Consider the following 24386-nt stretch of genomic DNA (forward strand, 5'->3'; position numbering starts at 1 on the left):
GCTGCAGCACGTGGCCGTATCAGGATCCCGGGGTATGCACGATACAAAGGTCTGGATCACGCTGCTGGCGGTGTCGCTGGCACTGGCTACGAGTGTGCGCGGCGCGTCCACCACACCGGCCGACGAGGGCTTCCACTCACAGTCCGCGCGCGCCATGGACACCATGATGAAAGGCATGGACGTGCCGCCCACCGGCAACGTCGACCGCGACTTCGTGGCGATGATGGTGCCGCACCACCAGGGCGCGATCGACATGGCGGTCGCCGAGCTCACCTACGGCAAGGACGAACACCTGCGACGCATTGCGCAGGAGATCATCGTCGACCAGCAGCAAGAGATCGCCGCCATGCGCCTTGCCTTGGGCGATCCACTTCCACCTTCCGCACCGGCGCCCACGATGGGCGCCATGACGCACAACCACGGGGAATCACGGTGAACACACCCGGCCGCATCACCATCCTGCTTCTCGCATCCACCTTCGCGACGTGGGCAGCCGCTCAGCAGGCGCCCTGGGGCAAGCCCGACAAGCCGATCACGCATGCCGATCGCGTCTATGCGGCCGAGCAGTTCTCGAACACCGTGTCGGTGACGGACCCGGTCGACAACAAGCTGATCGGCGTGATCCGGCTGGGCGAGCCGCAGCCGACCAACTTCACCCCGCTCTACAAGGGCCAGGTGCTCACGCACGGCATGGGCTTTTCGCCGGACGGCAAGACGCTGGCAATCGTGTCGATCGGTTCCAACGGCGTCAGCTTCATCGATACCGCGACCAATACGGTGAAGCACACGACCTACGTGGGCCGTTCGCCGCACGAGGCGTTCTTCACACCCGACGGCACTGCGGTGTGGGTGACCGTGCGCGGCGAAGATTACGTGTCGGTGCTGGATGCGAAGACCTACGAGGAGACCGCGCGGGTGAAGACGCCGGGCGGTCCTGGCATGACCATCTTTTCGCCCGACGGCAAGTACGCGTATATCTGCTCCTCGTTCAATCCGGTCACCGTGGTCGTCGACGTAGCCATGCGCACGCAGGTCGGCGAGGTGAAGCAGCCCAGCCCGTTCTGTCCGAATATCGCGGTGACGCCAGACGGGAAGCAGGTGTGGTTCACGCTGAAGGACACGGGGCAGCTCGTCGCGTTCTCGGCGTTGCCACCCTTCGGCATCCTCAAGACGATGAGCATGGGTCCGATCGCGAACCACGTGAACTTCGCCAACGTGAAGGGCACGCCGTATGCGTACGTGACCGTCGGTGGCCTGGGCCAGGTGAAAGTGCTCCGGGTGAAGGATTACGCGACGGTCGCGACCATCCCGGTCGGTGCGATGCCGCACGGTGTCTGGCCTTCGTCGGATGGTTCACGTGTGTATGTCGGGCTCGAGAACGACGACAAGCTTGCCGTGATCGATACGGCGACCAACAAGGTCATCGCCAACATTCCCATCGGCCAGGCGCCGCAGGCGCTGGCGTTCGTCGCGGACGCCGCCGCCAGCGCGGACGCGGACAAGTCGCTCGCGCAGCTGGGCATCGCCGGGAACACGTTCTCACTCTCGCTCAGCGATGGCACGGGCGAACGCACGCACGTCACGCTGTTCGACCAGGGCCTGGTGCAGGTACTGCAGGCGGCCGTGACAGGCCTCGAACCGAAGAAGGCGTATTTCATCGCACTCGCCGACTCGCCGACCGGCGGCAACCTGCAGCCGCTCGCGCGTTTCATGAGCAACCCGGCGGGCGCGGCGATCGTCAATGCGGCCGGCCCGATTCGCCAGCTGGTGGACCAGCCTGCCTCAGGCGCGCGGCGCTACCTGGTCATTACCGAGGAAGCCGGTGGCGCACCGGGGAAGGTGCTGCAGCATCCGGCATCGTAAGGCGCAGGTCACGCCCGCTTGCGCGCCAGCCGTGCACGCGCGCCGTCGACCAGCATCTGCATGCCGTCGTCATACGCATTCGCCGGCCCATGCTCGAAATAATGGGCCACCGCGGCTGACGCCATGGGAAAGGGTGCCGCGGCGTCCGCGAGGGCGCCGTCTTGTTCGCGCTGGCTTTCGGCCTGCTCCTCGAGCACGCAGCCGACCGTGTAGCGAGAGGTAGCCACCAGCACGTCCAGCGCCTCGCCCGCCGTGAACCCCGCTGCGACGAACACGGCCAGTTGTTTTTCGACCAGGGCGATGTCGCCCGGATCCGCGTGCGTTCCCGCATGGATACGGGCGCCATCGCGCCGGCTCAGGAGAGCGGCGCGGAAGCTTCCGTTGGCGCGGATGAGGAAGGCATCCCACGCTTCGCCTTCCTGGGGCTCGCGTGCCTCGCGCAACTGCATCAGGCGCTGGTTCATCGCGTCGAGCAGCGCCTGGCGGCTCTTGAAGTACCAGTACAGGGCGGGCTGTTTCACGCCCATGCGCTCGGCGAGCGCGCGCGTCGACAGGGCGTCCAGGCCCACCTCATCCAGCAGATCCAGCGCCGTGTCGACGATCTGATCCGGGTCCAGCCGCGTGCCAACCTTGCGCGCCACTATTTATCACCTATAAACTATCGATTATCAGTGATAAATTAACATAGATCGCCTGCCCATGAAGCCCGCCCTTGCCGCTGTCCTGTGTACCGCCGCGCTCGATGCGATGGGCGTAGCCCTTACCTTGCCGGTCATGCCCGCCCTGCTGGCCGATGCCGGGCTGCCGGCTGCGCTGGGCTGGCGGTTTGGCGCGTTCATCGGCGCCTACGCGCTCATGCAGTTCCTCTTTGCACCGACGGTCGGGGTGCTCTCGGACCGCTACGGGCGGCGCCCCGTGCTGCTGGTCTCGCTGCTCGGCCAGGCGCTGGCCTATGCGGCGCTGGCCGTGGCGCCGGGTTACGCATGGCTGCTGTGCGCGCGTGCGCTTGCCGGTGTGTTCGGCGCCAGCACCTCGGTCGTGTCCGCCTACATCGCCGACACGACACCGGCCGATGAGCGGGCGAAGCGCTTTGGCCAGCTGGGCGCATGCATGGGCCTGGGCTTCATCGTCGGCCCCCTCATTGGCGGCGTGCTGGGTGAGGCCGGGGTCCGCCTGCCCTTCGTGGCGGCGGGCGTGCTCGCAGCGATCAACGCGGCGTGGATCATGCTGACGCTGCGCCGCGAACCCGCTCGGGACGCCGGCGAATCAACCCCGCTGCTCGCCAACCCGCTCGCCTCGCTGCGCTGGGCGCGCCAGCTGCATGGCGTGGCACCGTGCCTTGTCGCGTTCGCGATCGTCTGTCTCGTCGGCGAGGTCGGCGGCACGACGTGGGTGCTCTATGGCGAGGATCGCTTCGCCTGGTCGAGCACCATGGTGGGCATCTCGCTGGCGTGTTTCGGTGTGTTCCATGCGCTGATGCAGGGCTTGCTCGCCGGCCCGTTGGCCGCGTGGCTGGGCGAACGCCGTGCGGTGGTCGTGAGCATGCTCAGCGACGCACTCGCCTACGTGCTGATCGCACTCGCCTTCCGTGGCTGGGTGGCGTTCGCGCTGATGCCGTTGTTCTGCGTCGGCGGCCTCGCCTCGCCACTGCTGCAATCGATGATGAGCGCGACCACGGACGAAACGCAGCAGGGGCGCCTGCAGGGTGTGCTCGCGAGCGTCGGCGGCCTGGTGTCCGTGGTCGGTCCCGTGCTGATCAGCTCGGCGTACTTTGCGTGGCGCACCGATTGCCCGGGCGTCGTCTGGTATGCCGGTGCCGCGCTCTACGTGGTCGCGCTCATCGCCATGGCGCGCTGGCGCGCCGCACCGGTTCAGGCCAGCGCCGCCGCATAGTCCATGTGGCGCAGGTCGTCGAGCAGGCTCGGGCCTTTCGGTGTCCAGCCGAGGCGCTCGCGAGTGATCGCACTCGATGCGCTGAGGTCGAGGCCCGCGAACATGCCGAGCCAGCCGAAGTGCGCCTGCGCTTCTTCCGGCGAGAGCGATTTGACGGGAAGGCCCAGCCCCGCGGCGACGACTTCGGCGATATCGCGCACGCGCACGCCTTCCTCGTCGACGGCGTTGTAGCGGACACCCGGTTCAGCTCGTTCGATGGCGAGGCGATAGAGGAGCGCGACATCATCGACGTGCGCCGCCGGCCAGCGGTTGTTGCCTTCGCCGAGGTAGCCGACGAGGCCCTTCTCCCGCGAGATGTCGATAAACGGCGAGATGAGGCCTTGCCGCTTCGTGTCGTGCACCTGCGGCAGGCGTACGACCGAGACATTTACGCCGGCGTCGAGGAGCGCCTGGCCCGCCTGCTCCGACGCGACGCGCGGATTCGGGTGGTCGAAGTTCACGACATCCTCGGTGGCCAGCGCTCCATGCCCCGCCTGGCCCAGTCCCGTGCCCGAGGTGATAAGCAGCGGACGCGACGAGCCCTTCAGGACCGAGCCGAGCGCGGTGATCACGCCGCGGTCCTTTTCGCAGTTCGCGACGAAGTTGGAGAAGTCGTGGTCGAAGGCCGTGTGGATCACGGCATCCGCGTTCGCCGCGCCAGCGCGGATGCTTTCCAGGTCTTCGAGGGTGGCGCGGTGTGCCTGGGCGCCCGCTTCCACCAGCCACGCCGCACCCGTGTCCGAGCGGGTCATGCCGAGCACGTCGTGCCCGGCGGCAAGCAGCTGCGGAACGATGCGCGAGCCGATGAAGCCGGTGGCGCCGGTGAGGAAAATTCGCATGGAGGTCGCTCCGGTGGGTGGTGGTTGCCCAGTCTGGTCGCGAGGACTACCCTGTTAAAGTAGTGACTTTATCCTGTTATAACGACCACCCGGTTCGCCGATGCCCGCCCCCGATACCGCCAACGCCCTGGGCCACTTCCTCCGCGACCGCCGCGCAAGGCTGGACCCGGCGACGTTTGGCTTCGCGCCCGGCCGCCGGCGGACGCCCGGCCTGCGCCGCGAAGAAGTCGCGCAGCGTTCGAACATCAGCCCGACCTGGTACACGTGGCTGGAGCAGGGCCGCGGCGGTGCACCTTCGACCGACGTGCTCAACCGCCTCGCCGCGGGCCTGATGCTGACCGAGTTCGAGCGCGAGCACATGTTCATCCTGGCGCTGGGCCACCCGCCGGAGCCGCGCTACAAGGAACCGGAAGGGATCACGCCGCGCCTGCAACGCGTGCTCGACGCCCTACCCACCAGCCCGGCGATCCTGCGCACCGCCACCTGGGACGTCGTTGCGTGGAACCGCGCGGCCGCCGTCGTGCTGACCGATTATTCGACCCTGCCGCGCGGCGGCCGGAACATCCTCCGCCTGATGTTCTCGAACGCACGGGTGCGGGCGGCGCAGGAGGACTGGATGCGCGTCGCGCAGTTCGTGGTGGCGTCCTTCCGCGCCGATGCGGCACGCGCCGGCGCCACGGCCGAGATCACCCAGCTGGTCGAGGAATTGTCCGGCAGCAGCCCCGAGTTCGCGGCGCTCTGGCGCAACAACGACATCGCCAGCCACGGCGATGGCCTGAAACGCCTGCACCACCCCGTGCTCGGCCCGATCGAGCTGGAGTTCTCGACCTTCGCCGTGGAAGGCCGCCCGGACCTGACGCTGATGGTCTATAACCCCAGCACCCCGGAGACCACCGACGCGGTGCGCCGGCTGGTCGAAGGGCGGGAGGCTGGCGCGGTCAGTCTTCCAGGGTGAACCCGACTTTCAGCGTGACCTGCCAGTGGGCCACCTTGCCGTCCTCCACGTAGCCGCGGGTCTCGATGACCTTGAACCAGCGGATGTCGCGGATGGTTTTCGAGGCACGCTCGATGGCACAGCGGACGGCCGCGTCAGTGCCATCGGGCGAGGAACCGGTGAGCTCGACGGACTTGTAAACGTGGTCGGTCATGGCAGTGCCCTCGCGATAGGAAGCCTAACGATGGGCCATGCACCGTTGTCTCGGCGTGAGGCGCGACCGCCGAAAATCGTTACGACACTTTCGGCAACAGACTGGCGTCCAGCGCGCCGGCAGTCCATGCTCGCCAGTGTTCGAAAGGGGGCGTGACACATGGGCGAAAGCCAACTGATGAGCCGGGCGGGCATAACCCCGCTGGGCCAGAGCGACACGCAGTTCCGGCTGCTGGTCGAGGGCGTGGCCGATTACGCCATCTACATGCTTAGTCCGGAGGGCCTGGTGGCCAGCTGGAACTCCGGGGCGCAGCGCATCAAGGGCTATGCCCCTGCCGAGATCATCGGGCTGCACTACCGCCAGTTCTACACCGCGGCCGACCAGGCCACGGGCGAGCCGGAGCGCAACCTGCACCGCGCGTCGGCCGAAGGTCGCGTGGAGGCCGAAGGCTGGCGCGTACGCAAGGATGGCACCCAGTTCTGGGCGCACGTGGTCATCGACCGCATCCTTGATGACCACGGCCAACTCCTCGGCTTCGCCAAGGTCACCCGCGATGTCACCGAGCAGCGCCTGGCCGCGCAGCAGCTGGAGGAAGCCCGCGAGGCGCTGTTCCAGTCGCAGAAGATGGAGGCCATTGGCCAGCTCACCGGCGGCATGGCGCACGACTTCAACAACCTGCTGATGGCGATACAGAGCTCGCTCGACCTGCTCGGTCGCCACATCCCGGGCGACGAGCGCGTGCAGCACCTGATCGGTGTCGCCCAGGCCGGGGTGATCCGCGGCAAGAACCTTTCCCAGCGCATGCTCGCCTTCGCCCGCAAGCAGGAGTTGCGGCCGCAGCCCGTGGACCTGGTCGATCTCGTCTACGGCATGTCCGAACTCATCGACGGCGCGCTCGGCGTCCGCTTCCAGCTGGCCACGCGGTTCGCCTTCCACCTCGATCGCGTGGTGGTCGACCCCCACCAGCTCGAGCTCGCGCTGCTCAACCTCGTCGTCAACGCGCGCGATGCGTATGGCGACGAGGGCGGTCGCATATCGATCGAGGCCGACGTGGTCGACGCGCCGCACCCGGATGTCCCGGGCCTGGCCCACGGCCGTTACGTGCGACTGGCGGTCATCGACCACGGGCCGGGCATGGACGAGCGCACGCTGGCCCGTGCCGCGGATCCGTTCTTCACCACCAAGGGCGTGGGCAAAGGCACCGGCCTCGGGCTCTCCATGGTGCACGGCCTTGCCGCCCAGTCACGCGGGCGCCTGGTGCTGCGCAGCCAGCCGGCGGTCGGCACCCGCGCGGATATCTGGCTGCCCACGCTGGCGCACGGCCAGCCGGTGCCCCATCTCCCGCTTATCGCCGCCGCGCCGATCACCGCGCCAGCGGAAGCGCTGCGCATCCTCGCGGTCGACGACGACATCCTCGTGCTTTCCACGCTGAAGGCTTTGCTCGAAGACATGGGCCACGTCGTGACCGCTGCCTCATCGGCTGAGCGCGCCATCGAGCTGCTACGCGGCGACGATCGCTACGACCTGCTCCTGACCGACTACGCCATGCCGCGCCTTACCGGTGCGGATGTGTCACGCGCCGCGCGGCTATCGCGACCGGGGCTGCCGATCGTGCTCGCCTCGGGTTATGCCGAGCGACCGATGGACGACTTCCCGGGCATCCAGCGCCTGGGCAAGCCGTTCGATCGCGAAAACCTGGCCCAGGCCATCGCCCAGGCGATCGCGAGCACGCCGCTGGTGTAGGACTGTGCTGTGGGAGCGTGCTGTGGGAGGGTGTTGTGGGAGCGTGCTTGCACGCGATGGGTGCTCGCGCCACCCCCCATCGCGCGCAAGCGCGCTCCCACAAGAAATAGCGTCAGGGTGTCAGCACAATCTTCCCCACACTCTCATTGCTCTCCATCCGCTCGTGCGCCATTGACGCCTTCGCTAGCGGAAACACGCTATCGATCACCGGCTGCAGTTCGCGATTGCTGAAGTGATCCAGCCACGTATCGCGGAACCGTTTGGTCATCGCCTGCTTCTCCGCCTGCGGGCGGGATTTCATCACGGTGCCGAAGATATGCAGGTGTCGGTAAAGCAGGCGCTGCAGGTCGAGCACGGGCGGTTCGCCACCGCCGAGCAGACCCACCTGCACCAGCCGCCCGCCGAAATCGAGCGAGGCGAGGTTCCGGTCGAAGTACGCGGCCCCGATGAAGTCGATGATCAGGTCCACGCCATTGCCGTCGGTGGCCTCCTGGATCGCCTGCGCGAAATCCGTGGAGGTGTAATCGATGCCGACATCCGCGCCAAGCTCGCGCACCCGCTGCAGCTTCGCGCCCTTCGCCGTCGCGAACACCCGCGCACCACACGCCTTCGCCAGCTGCACGGCAGCCGAGCCGACGCCGCTGGCCGCCGCATGGATCAGCACGCTCTCGCCCGCGACCAGCCGGCCAAGGTGGACGAGGGCTTCGTGTGCGGTGACGAACACTTCGGGGATGGCGGCTGCCTGCACGTAGTCGACGCCGCCCGGAATCGCCATGGCCATGCGGTAGTCGATGCGGGCCAGCTCGGCGTACGCCCCGCCACCGACGATGCCCATCACCCGGTCGCCGAGTGACCACTGGCGGACCTCGTTGCCCATGGCCACGACTTCGCCTGCGATCTCCAGGCCCATCAGCGTGGAGTCGCCGAAATCCGAGCGGCCGTAGTGGCCTTGCCGGTGGAGGACATCGGCCCGGTTGACCCCGGCTGCGCGCACCCGCACGAGCAGGTCGTGCGGCCGTACGGCGGGCTCGGGGAGGTCGGCCAGCTGGAGGACCGAGGCGCCGCCAAATTCGCTGAAATCGATAGCTCGCATGGGGTCACCGCGCTCGGGAAAGTCCCTAGCTTGCGCCTATTCCTGCATGCGCGCTGTCACGTTCGACGCCATCGAACGTTCCCACCGAGGGCATGGAACGACAATCCGGCAGCCGCAGCGCATCGTATCTCCATCATCCATACCACCCGGAGTTCCACCATGTCCCGCCTTGCCAACAAAGTTGCCATTGTCACCGGTGCCAGTTCGGGCATCGGCCGCGTCACCGCGAAGCTGTTCGCCGCCGAAGGTGCGCGCGTCGTGGTCGGCGCCCGTCGCGAAGCCGAGCTGAATTCGCTGGTCGCGGAGATCGAAGCCGCGGGCGGCCAGGCCGTCGCCCTTGCCGGTGATGTACGCGAAGAAAACTACGCGAAGGCACTCGTCGACCTGGCGGTCGCCCGCTACGGCCGCCTGGATATCGCCTTCAACAATGCCGGTACGCTCGGCCAGACCGGCCCCACCACCGAGGTCACCGAAGAGGGCTGGAACCAGGCGATCGACATCAACCTCACCGGCTCGTTCCTCGGTGCCAAGCACCAGGTCGCGCAGATGCTGAAGAACGGTGGCGGCTCGATCATCTTTACCTCCACCTTCGTCGGCTACTCGTTTGCGTTCCCGGGCACGGCTGCGTACGCCGCCAGCAAGGCGGGCGTGATCGGCCTCACCCAGGCCCTCGCGGCGGAATACGGCCCGCAGGCCATCCGCGTGAATGCCGTGCTGCCGGGCGCCGTCGAAACCGACATGTACCTCGAAATGAACAACACGCCGGAGTCGCAGCAGTTCATCTCCAACCTGCATGCCCTGCGTCGCGTGGCGTCGCCGGAGGAGCTGGCCAAGGCAGTGCTGTTCTTCGCTTCGGACGATTCCTCGTTCGTGACGGGTACCGCCTCGCTCATCGACGGTGGTGCATCGATCACCCGTAGCTGACAGGTGTTCAGGTGGGCGCGCTACAATGCGCCCACCTTCCTTCCCACACAGGCAAGCGTCCGATGCGCCAGTAATGCCGCCGTCCCTCTGACGGCCCGCTCTCCTCCCGCCCCGTTTAACGCGGGGAGTGCATGGCATGCCTGGTGAAATCGATGACCTCGTCTCTCCTGACGCTGGAAGGCGTCTCGTTTGTCCTGCCGGATGGCAGGGTCCTCTTCCACGATCTCTTTGAAACCCTCGATGCGCGCCCTACGGGCCTCGTGGGTGGCAATGGCGTGGGTAAGTCCGTGCTTGGCCAGATCTGCGCCGGGCTGTTGCCGCCGACGACGGGACGGTGCCAGCGGGCGGTCGAGGTGCATTACCTCGCGCAGCAAGCCGATACGGGGAGCGGAACGGTCGCTTCGCTCGCCGGCGTGGCTGACGTCCTTGCGGCACTCGAGCGTATCGAGGCCGGCGGCGTCGACGCTTCCGACTTCGAGATCGTGGGTACGCGCTGGGACCTGCGCGATCGGTTCCGCCAGGCGCTGGATGAAGCGCAGCTGGGCAAGCTCACGCCCGATGCACCTGCGTCACAGCTCAGCGGCGGTGAAGCGATGCGCGTGGCGCTACTCGGCGCCCGCCTTTCCGGCGCGGGCTACCTCATCCTCGATGAGCCAACCAACCACCTGGACCGCGCCGGTCGCGATGCGTTGATGACCTGGCTAGCCGGCTGGCGCGGCGGCCTGCTCGTGATCAGCCACGACCGCGCCCTTCTAGACACCATGGAACGTACGCTCGAGCTCGACGGCGGAGCGTTGCACGCGTATGGCGGCGGTTACACCTTCTATGCCGGCCAGAAGGCGAGAGATCGCGAAGCCGCGCAACGTGAGCTTGCAAGCGCGAGGGCGGAGCGAAGCCGCGGCGAGCAGGCCTTGCGCAAGCAGAACGAACGCATCAACCAACGCACCGCGCGCGGCGAGCGCTCCGGCAAGACCGCGAACCAGGCACCCATCCTGCTGGGCAGGCGCAAGGAGAAGAGCGAAGGCACCGCCGCACGACTTCGCGAACAACAGGCGGCACAGCGAGAGCAGCTGAATGAGCGAAGCCGTGAGGCTGCTGCGCGCGTTGGTTCCGACAATACCGTGGTGCTGCGCGCGCCCGAGGTCACAACAACACCGGGTCGGGTTGCGAAGCTAAGCCACGTTGTCCTGCCGTGGGTTCAGACGGACGCTCGTGCGATCGACCTCACCATTACCGGCAGGCAACGCATCGGCGTGATCGGGCCCAATGGATGCGGGAAATCCACGCTGTTGAAGGTGCTTGCCGGCGAGCTGGCCCCTTCGTCCGGTACCGCTGAGGTCTTTGTGCCGTTCGCGAGGCTCGACCAGCGGTTGTCGCAACTCGACCCCGCGTCGTCGACGATCATGCAGCTTAAACAGGCAGCGCCAGGCGTAGCCGAAGGCGAACTCCGTTCCCGCCTGGCCCTGCTCGGATTCGAGGCGGATGTTGCAACCCGACCCACCGCGCTGCTCAGTGGTGGGGAACGACTGAAGGCCGCGCTGGCCCTCGCGCTCCTCGCCACCCCACCCGCACAACTCCTGTTACTCGACGAACCCGGCAACCACCTCGACCTTGCGTCGCTACAAGCGGTCGAGGTCATGCTGCGCGAGTACACCGGGGCGCTTGTCGTCGTCTCGCATGACACGGCTTTCCTCGAGAACATCGGTCTTACTGATCTGCTTGTGCGTGAGGAACGGGCATGGCACCGCCGGTCGGCGTAGCCATCCCCCTACACGAGTGATCGGCCCGCATCCGTTGTCGCTCGCCCGACGAGCGGCTAGATTTTCTCACTGGATTCCCTTTGGGCACGCCGAATCGCGGACGTGTCCGAGGGACAGAGGCCCGGGCGTCCGCCAGTGCCTTCTTTTCATGGAAGAACGAGATGCGCACGATCGCCTATGTCGATGGGCAGAACCTGTATTTCAGCTGCCTAAAGGGCACCAAGTACAAATGGCTCGATATAGCTGAACTCCTGGCGAGGATTATCTGTGAGGACCACCCCAGTAATGAGCTCGTCGCGATCCGCTATTTCAATTCGCCGATCAAAGGCAGCCTTGCACGTCGAGGAAAGGACTCGGCGCAAGCTCAAGCCGAGTACCTAAGGGCACTTCGCAACAATCCATTGATCCGAGTCTCAGAAGGACGATTCTCGGTACAGCGTGCACATGTCCTTCGACACGCTATTCCTCCTGACCTTACCGACAGAGTCGGGATTTGGCGTATTGAAGAAAAGGAAACCGACGTTTCGATCGCCGTGGCCATGTATAGGGACGTGCGCGATGGACTAGCTGACCACATCGTGCTTCTGTCCAATGACAGTGATTTCGTCCCTGCGCTGAAGGCAATCCGCGAAGACTCTCTGGCGCGCGTTGGCGTTGTCCTTCCTCTGAAAGCTTTGTCGCCGGGTATGGCAGCGCCGTCCCGGCCGAGCGCTAGCCTGACCGCGCATGCGCACTGGACGAGACATCACATTCGCGAGGACGAGTTGGCGAAGTGTCAGCTGCCGCAGCGCGTCCATACCTCCAGGCGTCCCGCTTGTAGACCTTCGCACTGGTGAGGCTGCGCGGACCCGCGCTACGGCGCTGTAAGGAAACTCCTACGACGCAACGGGCTGTTCACCCATTGCCGGCTAAAGACACAAAGGGCACCATAGGTCCTGTGACATCCCCTTGCGTGCGCAGCATTGCGGTCATGCTTGGGCGAAAGCACCGGCAAATGTTGGTGCTTTCATCTAGGCCGCTGTCGGTGGACGTTTCGGACGGCATTGACTAAGGCCCGTGGTAGAAGCCGGCTTGCGACGCTGCCCGGCACAACAACGGCTCTGCCACCCCCCTCCTGCGCCCGCAGCATTGCGACCGCGCTTGAGGCAAAACACCGGCCCAGGCCGGTGTTTTCTTTCTCAGCCCCCGAAAACGTCGGGCTTACTTTTGCCAAAAAAGCCGCGTATAAGCGAGTCACACTTACCGCGAACGCAACGATGAACATCACGCTCGACGAGATCCAGAACTTCATCGCGGTGGTCGATACCGGGTCGATCACGAGCGCGGCGCAGCAACTTGACCAGACGGTGTCGGCCGCCAGCCGAACGCTGGGGCGGCTGGAACAGAAGCTGCAGACCACGCTGATCCGCCGGACGACGCGGCGCATCGAGCTCACCGACGAAGGCGAGGCCTTCCTGGAACGGGCCCGCGAGATCGTTGCGGCCGTCGAAGGTGCCGAAGAGGCCATGGCCACCCGCCGCGCACGCCCGGCGGGCCGCCTGCGCGTCGATGCCGCGACGCCTTTCATGCTCCATGTGGTTGCGCCGCTGGTTGCCGGCTATCGCGAGCGCTTTCCCGACGTGGAGCTTGAGCTCCACACCAGTGAGGGTTACATCGATCTGCTCGAGCGGCGCACCGACGTTGCCCTGCGCATCGGCCGGCTGAAGGATTCCACGTTACACGCCAAGCCGATCGGTACGAGTCGCATTCGCCTCCTGGCCAGCCCCGCTTACCTCAAGAAGCACGGTACACCGCGTAACGTAGCTGACCTGGCTTCGCACACGCTGCTGGGCTTCACCGAGCCCGACTCGCTCAACGACTGGCCGGTACTGGATGCAAAGCGCCAGCCCGTGCACATTCGGCCGGCCCTTTCGTCATCGAGCGGCGAAACGCTGCGCCACCTCGCGCTCGGCGGCAACGGCATCGTCGTGCTTTCGGATTTCATGACGTGGGCAGACCGGCAAGCAGGCACGCTGGTCGAAGTGCTGGCGAAGCAGACGGTGGAACACCGCCAGCCGATCAACGCGGTGTACTACCGTAACACCGCGATCTCCGCACGCATCGCGTCGTTCGTCGATTACCTCGCCGAGACGATAGGCGAAAACGGCTTTTGTCGCTGAACGAACGATTGATAAGCGCGGAAGCGTGACCGTAGTCGCACTTCGCGCGCTACATGTGCACCGCATGCGTCACGTTACGCGGCAAGAATGGCCGGGCTCGCGAACAGGGGCTTTCGTGTCCATTTGGGGAACAAACCATGTTCAAACGCCATGCGCGCGCGTTCTGCGCCGTCGTTGTCTTCGTACTCGCCGGTGCCGCACACGCTTCGGAAACCTCGTGCCCGCAGTTGTTCCAGGGGTCGGAAGCGCCGGATCTCGTCGATTCCTCGCTCGCCGAACGCACCACCACGCTTTGCTTCAACGCGTATTCGCTGATCGCCTCGGGCGTCACCAAGGGGCCACTCTGGTCCGCCGAACACCTCACGGCACAGCAGATTGAAGATGCGCAGGATACGCCGCGCAAGGATGCCTTCCATGCGGAAACCGGTATCCCGGAAGAAGACCGCTCCGAACTCGCCGACTACAAGGGCAGCGGATACGACCGTGGCCACATGACGCCAAGCGGCGACGAGCCGAATGCCACGGCGCAGCGTGATAGCTTCTCCCTGGCGAACATGGTGCCGCAGAACCACACGCTGAATACGGGCAAGTGGGAGCGGATTGAGACGAGCCTGCGCAACATGGTGCTGGATGATGGCGAGATCTATGTCGTCACTGGCCCGGGCTTCGATGGCCCGACGCCCGACACGATCGGCGCCGATATGGTGATCGTGCCGAACTACACGTGGAAAGCCATTTACGACCCGAGCCAGGATGGTGCGGCGGCGTGGCGTTGCACGAACGTGGATACGCCGGTGTGCACGGTGGTGTCGATCGACGACATCACGGATGAAACGGGGGTCGATCCGTTCCCGGCGTTGAGCGGCAGCATCAAGTCGAATCCGATTTCGTTGCCGCTGCCGAACTGAGGCGGCTTGTAGGAGTGAGCTTGCGAGCGATGGCCGTGCAGCAGAGCATCGTTCGCAAGCTCACTCCCACAAGTTCACGCCGTCGCGGTTAAGGCGCGCGTTCCGGCGGATTCGAATCGATGACCTGCACTTTCGGGCCGGTGGTCGAGGGAAGGATGCGTTCGTCGGTGGCGAGCAGGACGTCGCCGGGCTTCAGCTCCGGCAGGATCTTCTCCATGAACTCGCGCGGTGCGGCCACGCGGTCGGCGAGGGCTTCGTCGACGACCTTGCCAGCCTCATCGCCATGGCCCGGGATGCCGATGGTGATCCAGTTCGGCATGCGCAGGCCTTCGCGACTCGGGGAGTTCGCCATGTAGCCCGCGGCCACGATGTACGCATGCGTGCCGACGAGCGGATTGCTCACCTCGACTTTCGCGCGGCCAATCTCGATGCCGTTGCGGAGCACGATCACGCGCTGGTCGGGCACGCTGAGCACCATGGAAATCGGACCGGTGGGCGAAGCATCCGGGTTCCAGCTGTACATCTCGCCATTCATCAGCGGGGCCACGGCCAGGTCCTTGCCGTTGCGCGGGTCGATCGGGATCACCGCGCTCGGGTGAACCACCGTCACCGGCGCCGTGCCCTCTTCCGCCACCACCACCGTCATGCCCATGTTCGTCGCCGCGAACAGCAGCTTCGCGAACTCGGTAGGCATGTGCACGCAACCGTGCGACTCCGGATAGCCCGGCAGGCCACCGGCATGCAGGGCCACGCCGTCCCAGGTGAGCCGTTGCTGGTACGGCATCGGCGCCGCGTTGTAGACGTTGGATTTGTGGTCCTTGTCTTTCTGCAGGATGGTGAATACGCCGGTCGGCGTTTCATGGCCCTTCTTGCCGGTGCTGACCGTGGTCACGCCGACGAGGATGCCGTTGCGGTACGCGTAGGCCTTCTGCTCAGTGAGGCTCACGATGACCGCCATGGGGCCCGGCGCCATGGGCGCGCCACCCCAGATCCATTCGCCGGGCTTCAGTGCCGACGGCGGTGTATCCGCCGGGCTGGATTGCTTCGCACCCCAGCTGGGCACGGCGGCAACCGCGGCGTGCGTAGCGGTGGCGACGGCCACGCACAGGACGAGGCGGGCGAGCAGGCGGGTCATGGCGGAACTCCCTGGGTGCTTTGGGCGTCGAGGGTAATGCCTTCCACCGGCTTGCCGCTCTCAGCCAAAGGTATGGTCGGGCGGTGGCCCGCCTCACCCGTGAGGATACTCAGCATCGCGCCGCGCGCACCTGGCGCACGACCCAACGGGCCAAAAGCGACGTCACGACACCAGCCGAGGGGCGTGTACCCCGACTGGAAGATCGGAGTGAGCCAGCGGCTCATGCGCTGGTAGATGCGGACGTGGGCGTGCCGCTGCCTGCGGTAGGCGTCGAGCGCGGTCTCCAGCGTCGCGTGGGCAGCCAGTGCATCGGCCAGCGCGGCGGCGTCGAGCAAGGCCATGTTCACGCCCTGCCCCAGCTGCGGACTCATGGCGTGGGCGGCGTCGCCGATCACCACGAGCCGCCCGTGGTGGGGCGCCCGCAGCACCACATCCCTGTAGCGGGCGCGGTTGAGCTGATCGGCGTGTTCGAGGTGGGCGAGACGGGGCGAGATGCCGGGCCAGATACCGTGTACCGCCGCCTTCATCGCCGCCAGGCCGGCGTCGTCGAAGGCATCGACCTGGTCGCCCGGCAGGCTCCAGTAGAAGGTGACCCAGCGGCCCTCATGGCCGGGCCGCGTCCCGACCGGCAGCATGCCGATCATGGCGCGGGTACCGGCGTAACGCTGCAGCAGCGTCGTTGGGTCGGGCCAGTCGTCGATGCGCAGCAGGCACCACACCGCGCCCCAGCGGTAGAGCGATTCGCGGCGAACGTTGCCCGTGCAATGGGGCCGCACCGCGGAGTGCGCGCCGTCCGCCGCCACCACGAGGTCGAACGGACCATGCCAGCCGCCCGCATCGTCCTCGAGTTCGTGCGTTTCGTCGTCGTAGCGGGTGATGCGCACGCCGGTGCGCACACGGCGCGCATCGGCATGGGCGCCCCGCAGCAACTCGAACAACGCACCGCGCGTCATGCCGAGGCCAAAGCAGCCTTCACGGCGATCGGCGTAGCGCATGTCCATGACCGCGCGTCCACGCGGCGTGTGGCCCTGCAGCTGGTCGATCCGCTGGCCCAGCGCCAGCGCCTGGTCGCCGAGGCCCATCCGGTCGAGCACGGCTAGCCCGGTGGGCTGGAGCAGGAAACCCGCGCCGACCGGGCCCAGCGACGGGCTCTTTTCGAACACGGTAACCTCATGGCCCTGGGCGGCGAGCAGGATGGCGCTGGCCTGCCCCGCTGTTCCATAGCCCACTATCGCGATTTTCATGGCACCTCCCTGTCTTTGCCGAGCATAGCAAGCCGGTTTGTCGAAGTCGGCCCGGCTCGTTCGACGGGAAGGTAGAGACCCCGTTTGCAACGAGGAGCCGCCCGTGACGCTGAAGCTGTATGCCCACCCGTTTTCGTCGTATTGCCAGAAGGCCCTGATTGCCCTGTACGAAAACGGCACGCGGTTCGAGTGGAAGATGCTTTCACCCGAGACGCCGGAGATTTATGCGGAGTTCGCCGAACTTTGGCCCCTTCGGCGGTTCCCGGTGCTGGTCGACGGCAAGCGCGTGGTCACCGAAGCCAGCACCATCATCGAGTACCTGCAGCTCTACCACCCCGGGCCCGTCGCCCTGCTGCCGGAGGACCGCAAGGCCGCGCTGGAAGTGCGTAACCTCGACCGCTTCTTCGACAACTACATTTCCACGCCACTTCAGGCGGTCGTCAACGACGCCATGCGGGCGGCCCACCAGCACGATCCGCTTGGCGTGGCCCAGCACCGCGCGCTGCTGGATACCGCGTATGGCTGGCTGGACGGGTATCTCACCGGAAGGACCTGGGCGGTGGGCGATGCGTTCAGCCTGGCCGATTGCAGCGCCGCGCCCTCGCTGTTCTATGCCGACTGGACCCACCCGATCGATCCGCGTTTCACGCACATCCACGCTTACCGGCAGCGGCTGCTCGCACGGCCGTCCTTCGCGCGGGCCGTCGACGAAGCCCGCCCCTATCGCGCGCTCTTCCCCCTTGGCGCGCCCGATCGCGACTGACCAGGAGATACCGCATGAGTGCACAACCCCTGACCCCCGCCACTGTCCTCGCCGCGCGCAGCCCCATGCGCATGCCGAACGAGAGCGCCGAGTACCGCGCCGCGCGCACGGCGCTGCTCGCCGAAGAAATCGAGCTGCGCCGCCAGATCGAACGCGTCGCCGAACAGCGCCGCGCGCTGCCACCCGGTGGCGCCGTCACCGGTGACTACCAGTTCATCGGCGCCCATGGCCCCGTCGATTTCAAGGGACTGTTCGGCGATAAGCAGACCCTCGCAACGTACAGCTGGATGTTCGGCCCGCAGCGCGAGAAACCCTGCCCGATGTGCACGTCGCTGCTCTCCGCCTGGGATGGCGAAGCCCGGGACATCGAACAGAACATGGCGCTCGCCGTGATCTCGCGCTCACCGGTCGAACGCATGCAGGCGTTCGCGCGCGAGCGTGGCTGGCAGCACCTGGCGTTCTATACCGACGCGAACGGCAACTTCAGCCGCGACTACTACGCGATCGACGACCAGGGCAACGACATCCCCGGCTTCAACATATTCACCCGCCGCGACGGCAGCGTGCGCCATTTCTGGTCGGGTGAGATGGGCTTCGAATCGTCGGATCCCGGCCAGGACCCGCGCGGCGCGCCCGACCTGATGCCCCTGTGGACCGTCATCGATTGCACGCCCGAAGGGCGCAGGGCTGACTGGTATCCGAAGCTGGATTACTGAGCCGCCCTCACCCGGAAATCGCCTTGTGGGAGCGCGCTTGCGCGCGATGGGGCCTTGCGCCGAGCACCCATCGCGCGCAAGCGCGCTCCCACACCGCCAGGCCACGGCAAGCGTCAGGCCGCTTCCAGCGTGAAGTAAGCCACCTCGCGGCGCAGGCTCTCGGCGCTTTCGCGCATGGCGCGGCTGGCCGAGGCGGCCTGCTCGACCAGGGCGGCGTTTTCCCGGGTGGTTTCGTCGATCACGACGATCGCGCCGTTGACCTGTTCGATGCCGCTGGTCTGGCCCTGCGTCGCGGCCATGACATCGGCCACCAGGGTCGAGAGGGCACTGACCCGCTCGCCGATGCCGGAGAGCACCGCGCTCGCGCGGTCGACCGACTGGACGCCGGCCTGCACGGCCTCGTCGCTGGTGGTGATCAGGCCGCGGATGTCGCGCGCGGCGGCGGCACAGCGCTGCGCGAGCTCGCGCACCTCGTGGGCGACGACCGCGAAGCCGCGGCCATGCTCGCCGGCACGCGCCGCTTCCACCGCGGCGTTCAGCGCGAGCAGGTTGGTCTGGAAGGCGACCTGGTCGACGAGGTCCAGCACTTCACCCATGCGCTCACTGCCCTGCTGGATCGCGCGCATGTTATCGATGGCGTCGAGGGCGACGCGCTGGCCCTCATCGGTCATCGCGCGTGCCTCGATCACCGCATGATTCGCGGCGGTCGCGTGGCCGAGGCCACCGCGCGCGGCGTTCGCCATGTCGCGCATCGACGATGAGGTGTGCTCGAGGTGCTCGGCCTGGGTGCGCGTGCGATCGTTGAGGGCATCGTTGCCCTGCGCGATGCCGCTGGCCACCTGGGCCACGTGATCGGCGCGGTCGCGGACCTGTACGACGACGTTGCCCAGCTGCGCGTCCATGGCCGCCAGCGAGGCGAGCAGGTCGCCGATCTCATCGGTTCGGCCCACATCGATGGGGGTGCCCAGCGTGCCGCGCGCGATGGCGGCCGCCACTTCACGCGCCTGGCGCAGGCGGCGCTGCAGCGAGCGGATGATGGCGAGGTCCATGACGCTGGCGATCAGCAAGGCCACGCCCAGGAGGATCGCGGAGAACACGGCGCCGCGGTGGACGTCGGCCTGCTGTGCCTCCGCCTCGGCCTTGCCGCCCGTGAGCGCGAGCTGGAACAGGTTCGAGAAATCACTCTTCAGCGGACCGACGGCGGACTGCACGTCGTTGGAGAGCTGCAGCGGCGCGATGTCGTACTGCTCCGCCTTGAGCAGCTCGACGACGCCGTTGACGGCTTCGTCAGCCGCCTTGCGGTGTTCGGCGGCCAGTGCCACGAGCTTCTTCTGCTGCTGGCCGAGGCCACTGGCTTCCAGTTCCTTCCACTGCTTGTCGATGTCGTGGCGGTTGGCCTGGATGGCGGTCACCGCGTCGTCGGTCGCCGAGGGCAGCCGCGCCAGCGTGGCGTGGACCAGCGAATCAAGCAGGTCGTTGTAGTCGTTCTGGATGCGGCCGACGTTCGCGACCGGCGCCAGCGTCTCGCCGACGACGGACTGCAGGCGCCCGTTGGCCTGGCGCAGCTGGACGCCGCCGACGATCCACAGGGCGAGCAGCAGGAGGATGGTGCCGGCGAGGCGCAGGGCCAGCCGCGCGCGCAGGGTAAGCGTGGGGAGGTGGATCAGGGGGAGGCGCATGGGGGTGGCTCGGGGGTGGGGACAGCACACCCATCGGCCGCATTTTCGGCAACTTTAGCCCTGATTTCGATAATTACTCTTTTGTTTCAATAGCTTGAATATGTCGTGACGCGAGGATCTCGTCGTCGTTCCGCCACGTCACCACGTGCATGCCCAGCCCGGCGTTCTTGGCGACGCGCTTGGCGGAGGCCGCCAGGCTCGCGACCGCTTCCGCATCGGCGGGAAACTCGTCGCCGAACCACGCGACGCCCACCGCCACCGTCGTGATCGGGAAGAAGCGGCGGTGCCCATGGCGGTCGTCGCTCTCGATGCCGCCGCGCTCGCGGTCGACATCATCGAACAGGTTGCCGGCCATCGCGTTGAAGCGAACGCGCATGCCGTCGCAACGCGACGACCAGTCGGCGCCCTGGAACACCACCATGAAATCGTCGCCACCGATATGGCCAACGAAGTCGGCATCGTGGCGCAGGTCGCCGGTGAGCACGCTGGCCAGCAGGCGGATCATTTCATCGCCGCGGAAGTAGCCGTACTGGTCGTTGAAAGGCTTGAAGTTATCGAGGTCGAAGTAGGCGGCGGCGAACGGCCGCCCCGCCTGGAGCAGGCGCCCGATGTGTTCGCTGACCGGCAGGTTGCCGGGCAGGAAGGTCAGCGGGTTCGCATAACGCGCGGCCTCCACGCGGATCTCGGTGACACGGCGCACGAGCGATTCACCCGTGCCCAACCCGAGGTAGTGCCCACCCGAGGTGATGATGAAACCATCGCTGAGGTAGCGCTGGTCTTCGCCGCGGAGGATGTCGGCCATGCTCTGCAACGGCATCTCTTCATCGCACAGCAGCGGCTCGGCATGCATGAAGCTGGTACACGGCTTGCGCCCGAACAGCTCGCGGGCGAACGGCTGCGCCATGCGCTCGGTGAACGTACGCCGGTTGACGATACCGACGGGCACGCCCGCATCCACTACCGCGACCGCGTGGAGTCGTGGGTGCGCCGCGAACACGTCGGCGATGTCGTCGTTGCTTTGCCGCGGCGCGACGGCCGGGGCATCGATAAGCATGTGGCCTGCCGTGAGCGGCCGCGCCGAGACGGGCCCACTGGGTCGCGGCGGCACGGGGACATGCGCACGGCGCAGCGCGGCGGCGACATGCTCGGGCACGTTGGCGACGGGCGTATCCGAAGGGCGGGCGATGAGGAAGCCCTGGGCATACGGGATGCCGAGCTCGCGCAGCATGCGCAGGTCCGCCTCGTCCTCGACGCCTTCACCGACGAGGTCGGCGCCCAGCGTCTCCGCCACGGTGCACAGCGCGCGCACGATCGCGAGCCGCTCCGCGCTGTTGGCCAGGCCATTGATGAGGTAACGGTCGATCTTCACCACTTCCGGGTGGATCTCGTTCCACATCTCGAAGTTCGAGTGGCCGTTGCCGAAGTCATCCAGGGCCACGCGGACGCCGCGGGCGCGCAGGAAGCCGAGCGCATGGGCCAGCCGCGCGGCGTTCTCCACGATATCGCGCTCGGTGAGTTCGATCGTGACCCGGCCGAGGTCCAGCCCCGGAACAGTCAGCGCGGCGATGACGTCATCGGCGGCCAGCCCCTCGTGCATGACCGCCTGGGCGCTGAGGTTCACGAGCAGTCGCCCTTGCAGCCCCAGCTCGACGAAGCGCTCGGCCACGCGGCGCGCCGCCATCAGTTCGAACTCGCCGAGGCGGCCGCGAGTGCGCGCCAGGTCGAGCAGGTCGGTAGGCGTGAGCTCCAGCTGCGGCAGCGCGCAGCGGATCAGCCCCTCGTGGGCCACGACCTCGCCATTCTCCACCCGGATGACCGGCTGGAACACGGCCGACAGCGCGGCCCCGGAGAGGACCTGCTCGATCGGGGACAGCTCGCGGCCGCTGGTGGAATGGCTGGTGGGCATGGTGGGATGGCAGGTGAACTGCCCCGTTATCGGCAGCCAGCCATCCTAACTTTAATAATCCGTTCTAAATCAATTATTTCTGATCTGTGACAAGCGATGTTTCAGCGTCGGCCACGGCGAGCGGGTCGATGTTCCATGCATCGGCCATGAAACCGCCCTCCTGGACGTGCAGGGGCGTGTAGCCGCAGTTGCCATGGCGGAAGGCCGAGAAGTCGCTGCTCGCGTGGAGCGTGCCCAATAGTGCCGAAATCGACTGGCCATGCGTGATGACGGCAACGGTGCGGTAAGGCAACGCGCGCGCATCGTGCAGCGCGGCCAGCACGCGCGCAGCGACCTCGCGGAGCGACTCGGATCCGGGCGCGGTGGCATCGGGGTCAGTGCAGCGGACAACCGCCGTCCACATCGGGTCCAGCGCCATCTGGTCGAAGTTCTGCCCTTCCAGCTCACCGAACGAACGCTCGACGAGGCGCTCATCGACCGACACCGTGCATCCGGCGATCTCCGCGACGATCTCGGCGGTATGTAGTGCGCGCCCCAGGGTCGACGACACCACATGCTCGATGCCACGCGCGGCGAGCGCACGGCCGAGGCTGCGGGCCTGCGCGATGCCGGCGTCGGTGAGCGGGCTGTCCGCGCGGCCCTGCGCGCGGCGTTCAATATTCCAGACGGTTTCGCCGTGGCGGCAGACGATCAGGTGCTCGAGCATCGTGGGGTCTTTGCGGCTCAGGGGAATCCCGATGGTAAACCTCAGCGCAACTGGCTGTCCTTGCTGCCGCGCCGGTTATAGCCACTGAACGTGGCTTCTTCACGGTCGGCGGCCTCCTGGCAGGCGACGCACAGGCGTACGCCGGGCACGGCCTTGCGGCGCGCCTCGGGGATCGGTTTGTCGCATTCCTCGCAGCGCTCGAGGCCGGGGCCCTTCGCCATCTGGCTGCGCACGCGCTTCACCGCGTCATCCACGGTGGCGTCGATCTGGTCCTGAACGGCGGTGTCGCCCGCCCAACCGGTTGCCATGGTGCACCTCCCGGCGCGCTTAGCTCTTTCTGTGGGAGCGCGCTTGCGCGCGATGCTCCTTATGTGCGGACAAAAACCTACATTTCAACAGGTTAGGTCTTCGCGGCGTGAATCGCGCGCAAGCGCGCTCCCACAGAAAGGGGCGGGCTGCGGAACAGCCTCAGGTGCGGGGTTCGTCGTACAGGCCGAACTCGGTGATGCCGGGCTGGCGGCCCTTTACCCACAGGCGCACGCGGGTGGCCGAGGTTCGCGGGATCTCGTGGAACTGGTATGCAGCAGGCGTGGCGCCGCTGGCGATATCCACCCATGCGCCGCCCTGCTCTACCTGCGCCTTGTAAGCGGTGATGCGGCTGGCGCTGCCATAGTCCTTGTCGTCGCGTGGCTCCACGATCGACAGCGTGTTGAACGCGACGGGCGCCTGGAAGCGCACCTCGATCCAGCCCTCTTCCTTGCCGCGGTCGGCAAGCCAGTACGTGCGGAAGTTGTCGTCGAAGGCGAGATCGGGGCCGACCGCTTCATCGCTGGCACTGGCCCATGCGGGCTTGCCCGCGGCGAGATTGGGCGTGGTGATGGTCACCTGCTGCGTGATCTCCGCGACCTTGCCTTCCGGCTTCCACAGCTTGCCGATCTCGGCGAGTCGCGCCACGGCGTTGTCGTCGAAACGGCCATCGCGGTTCGGCGCCACGTTGAGGATGAGGTTGCAGTGGTTGGCGTTGAAGGGTTTCAGCCAGTCATCGACGATGGTCTGCGCCGATGCGAGTTCGGACGTCGGGTACGCCTTCTTCCAGAACCAGTCGCTTTGCAGCGTGGTACCCGATTGCGACGGCACGGGGCTATCGGGCGGGATCTTCTGCCCGGCGTGCTGCTCGTATTGCTTGATGTCCGTGTAGTACAGCGCGGTGCCGGGGTATCTGCCGGCGTTGTGGTCGGTGAGCAGGCAATCCGGCTGCAGCGACTTCACCAGGTCGTAGATCTCGCGATACGGCAGCTGCTCGTACGAGATGCGCGACCACGAGGCATTCCATCCGTCGAGGATCAGTGCGGTCAGCGGTCCGTAATTCGTGAGCAGCTCGGTGATCTGCGCCTTGATCAGCGCGATCTTCTCCGGCGTGACGGTGCGCGCGCGGATATCCTGGCGCAGGTCCAGGATGGAGAAGTACAGGCAGACCTTGAGGCCGGCTTTACGGAATGCATCGACGTACGCACGGACCACGTCGTGCGGGTACGACGACTGCATGACGTTGGCGCTGCCGGTTTTCGTCGGCCAGAGGCAGAAGCCGTCGTGGTGTTTCGTGGTGAGGCATGCGTAGCCCATGCCGGCGGACTTCGCCGCACTCGCCCACTGCGCGGGATCCAGGTGCTTCGGGTTGAACAGCTTCGGCGAGAGCAGCGGATCGCCCCACTCGCGCTCCTCGAACGTGGCCATGTTGAGGTGGATGAACATGCCGAAGCGGAGTTCGAGGAACGCCTGCTGCAGGTCGCGAAGCTTCGCGGGATCCACCACCACGCCGCGCGACGTCCTGGGTGCCTGCGCGAACGCTTGTTTCACTGGAAACAAAC

General features: G+C 66.7%; 23 protein-coding genes. 12 read left to right on the top strand and 11 right to left on the bottom strand.

Translation table 11 applies throughout. The features are described 5' to 3' along the window. The first annotated feature begins 34 nt into the window (after positions 1-34). Both ACZ6YI_RS15705 and ACZ6YI_RS15710 read left to right on the top strand, forming a co-directional pair. Positions 35-436 carry a DUF305 domain-containing protein gene (locus tag ACZ6YI_RS15705; RefSeq protein WP_465779479.1) on the top strand — a complete coding sequence of 134 codons (402 nt, stop codon included), beginning with the start codon at positions 35-37 and terminating at the stop codon, positions 434-436. Continuing rightward, entirely contained in the window at positions 433-1863 is a 1431-nt protein-coding gene (locus tag ACZ6YI_RS15710; protein ID WP_465779480.1) for a YncE family protein, read from the top strand. Before ACZ6YI_RS15705 ends, ACZ6YI_RS15710 begins: the two co-directional genes overlap by 4 nt. A gap of 8 nt (positions 1864-1871) precedes the next feature. Here the strand turns inward: ACZ6YI_RS15710 and ACZ6YI_RS15715 are convergent, their stop codons facing one another. Beyond that, complete coding sequence (locus ACZ6YI_RS15715) at positions 1872-2504, bottom strand: TetR/AcrR family transcriptional regulator C-terminal domain-containing protein (RefSeq protein ID WP_465779481.1); 633 nt, start codon at positions 2502-2504, stop codon at positions 1872-1874. A gap of 58 nt (positions 2505-2562) precedes the next feature. Here ACZ6YI_RS15715 and ACZ6YI_RS15720 point away from each other — a divergent pair, with 58 nt between their 5' ends. After that, complete coding sequence (locus ACZ6YI_RS15720) at positions 2563-3756, top strand: TCR/Tet family MFS transporter (RefSeq protein ID WP_465779482.1); 1194 nt, start codon at positions 2563-2565, stop codon at positions 3754-3756. Here ACZ6YI_RS15720 and ACZ6YI_RS15725 read toward each other — a convergent pair. Beyond that, positions 3735-4634: an SDR family oxidoreductase gene (locus tag ACZ6YI_RS15725; protein ID WP_465779483.1), complete on the bottom strand. Its 900-nt coding sequence runs from the start codon at positions 4632-4634 to the stop codon at positions 3735-3737. The genes ACZ6YI_RS15720 and ACZ6YI_RS15725 overlap by 22 nt on opposite strands. Before the next feature lie 100 nt (positions 4635-4734). On the opposite strand from ACZ6YI_RS15725, the gene ACZ6YI_RS15730 reads away from it, so the two are divergent. After that, entirely contained in the window at positions 4735-5589 is an 855-nt protein-coding gene (locus tag ACZ6YI_RS15730; RefSeq protein WP_465779484.1) for a helix-turn-helix transcriptional regulator, read from the top strand. On the opposite strand, the gene ACZ6YI_RS15735 is transcribed toward ACZ6YI_RS15730, so the two are convergent. Beyond that, a complete protein-coding gene (locus ACZ6YI_RS15735) occupies positions 5573-5782 on the bottom strand; it encodes a dodecin (RefSeq protein ID WP_465779485.1) in 210 nt (69 codons plus the stop codon). The two genes, ACZ6YI_RS15730 and ACZ6YI_RS15735, sit on opposite strands and share 17 nt — an antisense overlap. Positions 5783-5941: 159 nt before the next feature. Here ACZ6YI_RS15735 and ACZ6YI_RS15740 point away from each other — a divergent pair, with 159 nt between their 5' ends. Beyond that, positions 5942-7525, top strand: a complete 1584-nt coding sequence (locus tag ACZ6YI_RS15740; RefSeq protein WP_465779486.1) for an ATP-binding protein — start codon at positions 5942-5944, stop codon at positions 7523-7525. 112 nt (positions 7526-7637) lie between these two features. Here the strand turns inward: ACZ6YI_RS15740 and ACZ6YI_RS15745 are convergent, their stop codons facing one another. Further along, positions 7638-8618, bottom strand: coding sequence for an NAD(P)H-quinone oxidoreductase (locus tag ACZ6YI_RS15745; RefSeq protein ID WP_465779487.1), 981 nt, complete (start codon positions 8616-8618; stop codon positions 7638-7640). A gap of 159 nt (positions 8619-8777) precedes the next feature. Here ACZ6YI_RS15745 and ACZ6YI_RS15750 point away from each other — a divergent pair, with 159 nt between their 5' ends. From ACZ6YI_RS15750 to ACZ6YI_RS15770, 5 genes are all read left to right on the top strand, one after another. Continuing rightward, the gene (locus ACZ6YI_RS15750) at positions 8778-9542 is read left to right on the top strand and encodes an SDR family oxidoreductase (RefSeq protein WP_465779488.1); all 765 of its coding nucleotides are present in this window, start codon (positions 8778-8780) and stop codon (positions 9540-9542) included. Between the two features lie 152 nt (positions 9543-9694). Next, complete coding sequence (locus ACZ6YI_RS15755; RefSeq protein ID WP_465779489.1) at positions 9695-11302, top strand: ABC-F family ATP-binding cassette domain-containing protein; 1608 nt, start codon at positions 9695-9697, stop codon at positions 11300-11302. 161 nt (positions 11303-11463) lie between these two features. After that, entirely contained in the window at positions 11464-12138 is a 675-nt protein-coding gene (locus ACZ6YI_RS15760; RefSeq protein ID WP_465779490.1) for an NYN domain-containing protein, read from the top strand. A 420-nt stretch (positions 12139-12558) separates the two neighbouring features. Further along, positions 12559-13461, top strand: a complete 903-nt coding sequence (locus tag ACZ6YI_RS15765) for a LysR substrate-binding domain-containing protein (RefSeq protein WP_465779491.1) — start codon at positions 12559-12561, stop codon at positions 13459-13461. A gap of 137 nt (positions 13462-13598) precedes the next feature. After that, positions 13599-14369, top strand: a complete 771-nt coding sequence (locus ACZ6YI_RS15770) for a DNA/RNA non-specific endonuclease (RefSeq protein ID WP_465779492.1) — start codon at positions 13599-13601, stop codon at positions 14367-14369. 88 nt (positions 14370-14457) lie between these two features. On the opposite strand, the gene ACZ6YI_RS15775 is transcribed toward ACZ6YI_RS15770, so the two are convergent. Both ACZ6YI_RS15775 and ACZ6YI_RS15780 read right to left on the bottom strand, forming a co-directional pair. Next, the gene (locus ACZ6YI_RS15775; protein ID WP_465779493.1) at positions 14458-15504 is read right to left on the bottom strand and encodes a L,D-transpeptidase; all 1047 of its coding nucleotides are present in this window, start codon (positions 15502-15504) and stop codon (positions 14458-14460) included. After that, positions 15501-16748, bottom strand: coding sequence for an FAD-dependent oxidoreductase (locus tag ACZ6YI_RS15780; RefSeq protein WP_465779494.1), 1248 nt, complete (start codon positions 16746-16748; stop codon positions 15501-15503). Before ACZ6YI_RS15780 ends, ACZ6YI_RS15775 begins: the two co-directional genes overlap by 4 nt. Before the next feature lie 103 nt (positions 16749-16851). Between ACZ6YI_RS15780 and ACZ6YI_RS15785 the strand changes: the two genes are divergently transcribed. Together ACZ6YI_RS15785 and ACZ6YI_RS15790 are read left to right on the top strand one after the other, a co-directional pair. Continuing rightward, on the top strand, positions 16852-17511 hold the full coding sequence (locus ACZ6YI_RS15785; RefSeq protein WP_440328077.1) for a glutathione S-transferase family protein: 660 nt from the start codon (positions 16852-16854) through the stop codon (positions 17509-17511). A 14-nt stretch (positions 17512-17525) separates the two neighbouring features. After that, positions 17526-18227 carry a DUF899 family protein gene (locus tag ACZ6YI_RS15790; RefSeq protein WP_465779495.1) on the top strand — a complete coding sequence of 234 codons (702 nt, stop codon included), beginning with the start codon at positions 17526-17528 and terminating at the stop codon, positions 18225-18227. 113 nt (positions 18228-18340) lie between these two features. Here the strand turns inward: ACZ6YI_RS15790 and ACZ6YI_RS15795 are convergent, their stop codons facing one another. The 5 genes from ACZ6YI_RS15795 to ACZ6YI_RS15815 form a co-directional block, all read right to left on the bottom strand. Further along, positions 18341-19906, bottom strand: a complete 1566-nt coding sequence (locus ACZ6YI_RS15795) for a methyl-accepting chemotaxis protein (protein ID WP_465779496.1) — start codon at positions 19904-19906, stop codon at positions 18341-18343. A gap of 73 nt (positions 19907-19979) precedes the next feature. Next, entirely contained in the window at positions 19980-21812 is a 1833-nt protein-coding gene (locus tag ACZ6YI_RS15800; RefSeq protein ID WP_465779497.1) for a GGDEF domain-containing protein, read from the bottom strand. 73 nt (positions 21813-21885) lie between these two features. Beyond that, positions 21886-22518 (bottom strand): histidine phosphatase family protein, encoded by a 633-nt coding sequence (locus tag ACZ6YI_RS15805; protein WP_465779498.1) that lies wholly within the window; start codon positions 22516-22518, stop codon positions 21886-21888. A gap of 41 nt (positions 22519-22559) precedes the next feature. Then, entirely contained in the window at positions 22560-22826 is a 267-nt protein-coding gene (locus ACZ6YI_RS15810; RefSeq protein WP_440328090.1) for a DksA/TraR family C4-type zinc finger protein, read from the bottom strand. Between the two features lie 160 nt (positions 22827-22986). Beyond that, positions 22987-24375, bottom strand: coding sequence for an alpha-L-fucosidase (locus ACZ6YI_RS15815; protein WP_465779499.1), 1389 nt, complete (start codon positions 24373-24375; stop codon positions 22987-22989). Positions 24376-24386: the final 11 nt, after the last annotated feature.

The organism is Luteibacter sp. NPDC104163 (genome assembly GCF_055584245.1).

Coding starts and splice junctions, on each gene's coding strand:
- ACZ6YI_RS15705 (WP_465779479.1), top strand. CDS start 35: ATGCACGATACAAAGGTCTGGATCACGCTGCTGGCGGTGTCGCTGGCA.
- ACZ6YI_RS15720 (WP_465779482.1), top strand. CDS start 2,563: ATGAAGCCCGCCCTTGCCGCTGTCCTGTGTACCGCCGCGCTCGATGCG.
- ACZ6YI_RS15725 (WP_465779483.1), bottom strand. CDS start 4,634: ATGCGAATTTTCCTCACCGGCGCCACCGGCTTCATCGGCTCGCGCATC.
- ACZ6YI_RS15730 (WP_465779484.1), top strand. CDS start 4,735: ATGCCCGCCCCCGATACCGCCAACGCCCTGGGCCACTTCCTCCGCGAC.
- ACZ6YI_RS15735 (WP_465779485.1), bottom strand. CDS start 5,782: ATGACCGACCACGTTTACAAGTCCGTCGAGCTCACCGGTTCCTCGCCC.
- ACZ6YI_RS15740 (WP_465779486.1), top strand. CDS start 5,942: ATGGGCGAAAGCCAACTGATGAGCCGGGCGGGCATAACCCCGCTGGGC.
- ACZ6YI_RS15745 (WP_465779487.1), bottom strand. CDS start 8,618: ATGCGAGCTATCGATTTCAGCGAATTTGGCGGCGCCTCGGTCCTCCAG.
- ACZ6YI_RS15750 (WP_465779488.1), top strand. CDS start 8,778: ATGTCCCGCCTTGCCAACAAAGTTGCCATTGTCACCGGTGCCAGTTCG.
- ACZ6YI_RS15755 (WP_465779489.1), top strand. CDS start 9,695: ATGACCTCGTCTCTCCTGACGCTGGAAGGCGTCTCGTTTGTCCTGCCG.
- ACZ6YI_RS15760 (WP_465779490.1), top strand. CDS start 11,464: ATGCGCACGATCGCCTATGTCGATGGGCAGAACCTGTATTTCAGCTGC.
- ACZ6YI_RS15765 (WP_465779491.1), top strand. CDS start 12,559: ATGAACATCACGCTCGACGAGATCCAGAACTTCATCGCGGTGGTCGAT.
- ACZ6YI_RS15770 (WP_465779492.1), top strand. CDS start 13,599: ATGTTCAAACGCCATGCGCGCGCGTTCTGCGCCGTCGTTGTCTTCGTA.
- ACZ6YI_RS15775 (WP_465779493.1), bottom strand. CDS start 15,504: ATGACCCGCCTGCTCGCCCGCCTCGTCCTGTGCGTGGCCGTCGCCACC.
- ACZ6YI_RS15780 (WP_465779494.1), bottom strand. CDS start 16,748: ATGAAAATCGCGATAGTGGGCTATGGAACAGCGGGGCAGGCCAGCGCC.
- ACZ6YI_RS15790 (WP_465779495.1), top strand. CDS start 17,526: ATGAGTGCACAACCCCTGACCCCCGCCACTGTCCTCGCCGCGCGCAGC.
- ACZ6YI_RS15795 (WP_465779496.1), bottom strand. CDS start 19,906: ATGCGCCTCCCCCTGATCCACCTCCCCACGCTTACCCTGCGCGCGCGG.
- ACZ6YI_RS15800 (WP_465779497.1), bottom strand. CDS start 21,812: ATGCCCACCAGCCATTCCACCAGCGGCCGCGAGCTGTCCCCGATCGAG.
- ACZ6YI_RS15805 (WP_465779498.1), bottom strand. CDS start 22,518: ATGCTCGAGCACCTGATCGTCTGCCGCCACGGCGAAACCGTCTGGAAT.
- ACZ6YI_RS15810 (WP_440328090.1), bottom strand. CDS start 22,826: ATGGCAACCGGTTGGGCGGGCGACACCGCCGTTCAGGACCAGATCGAC.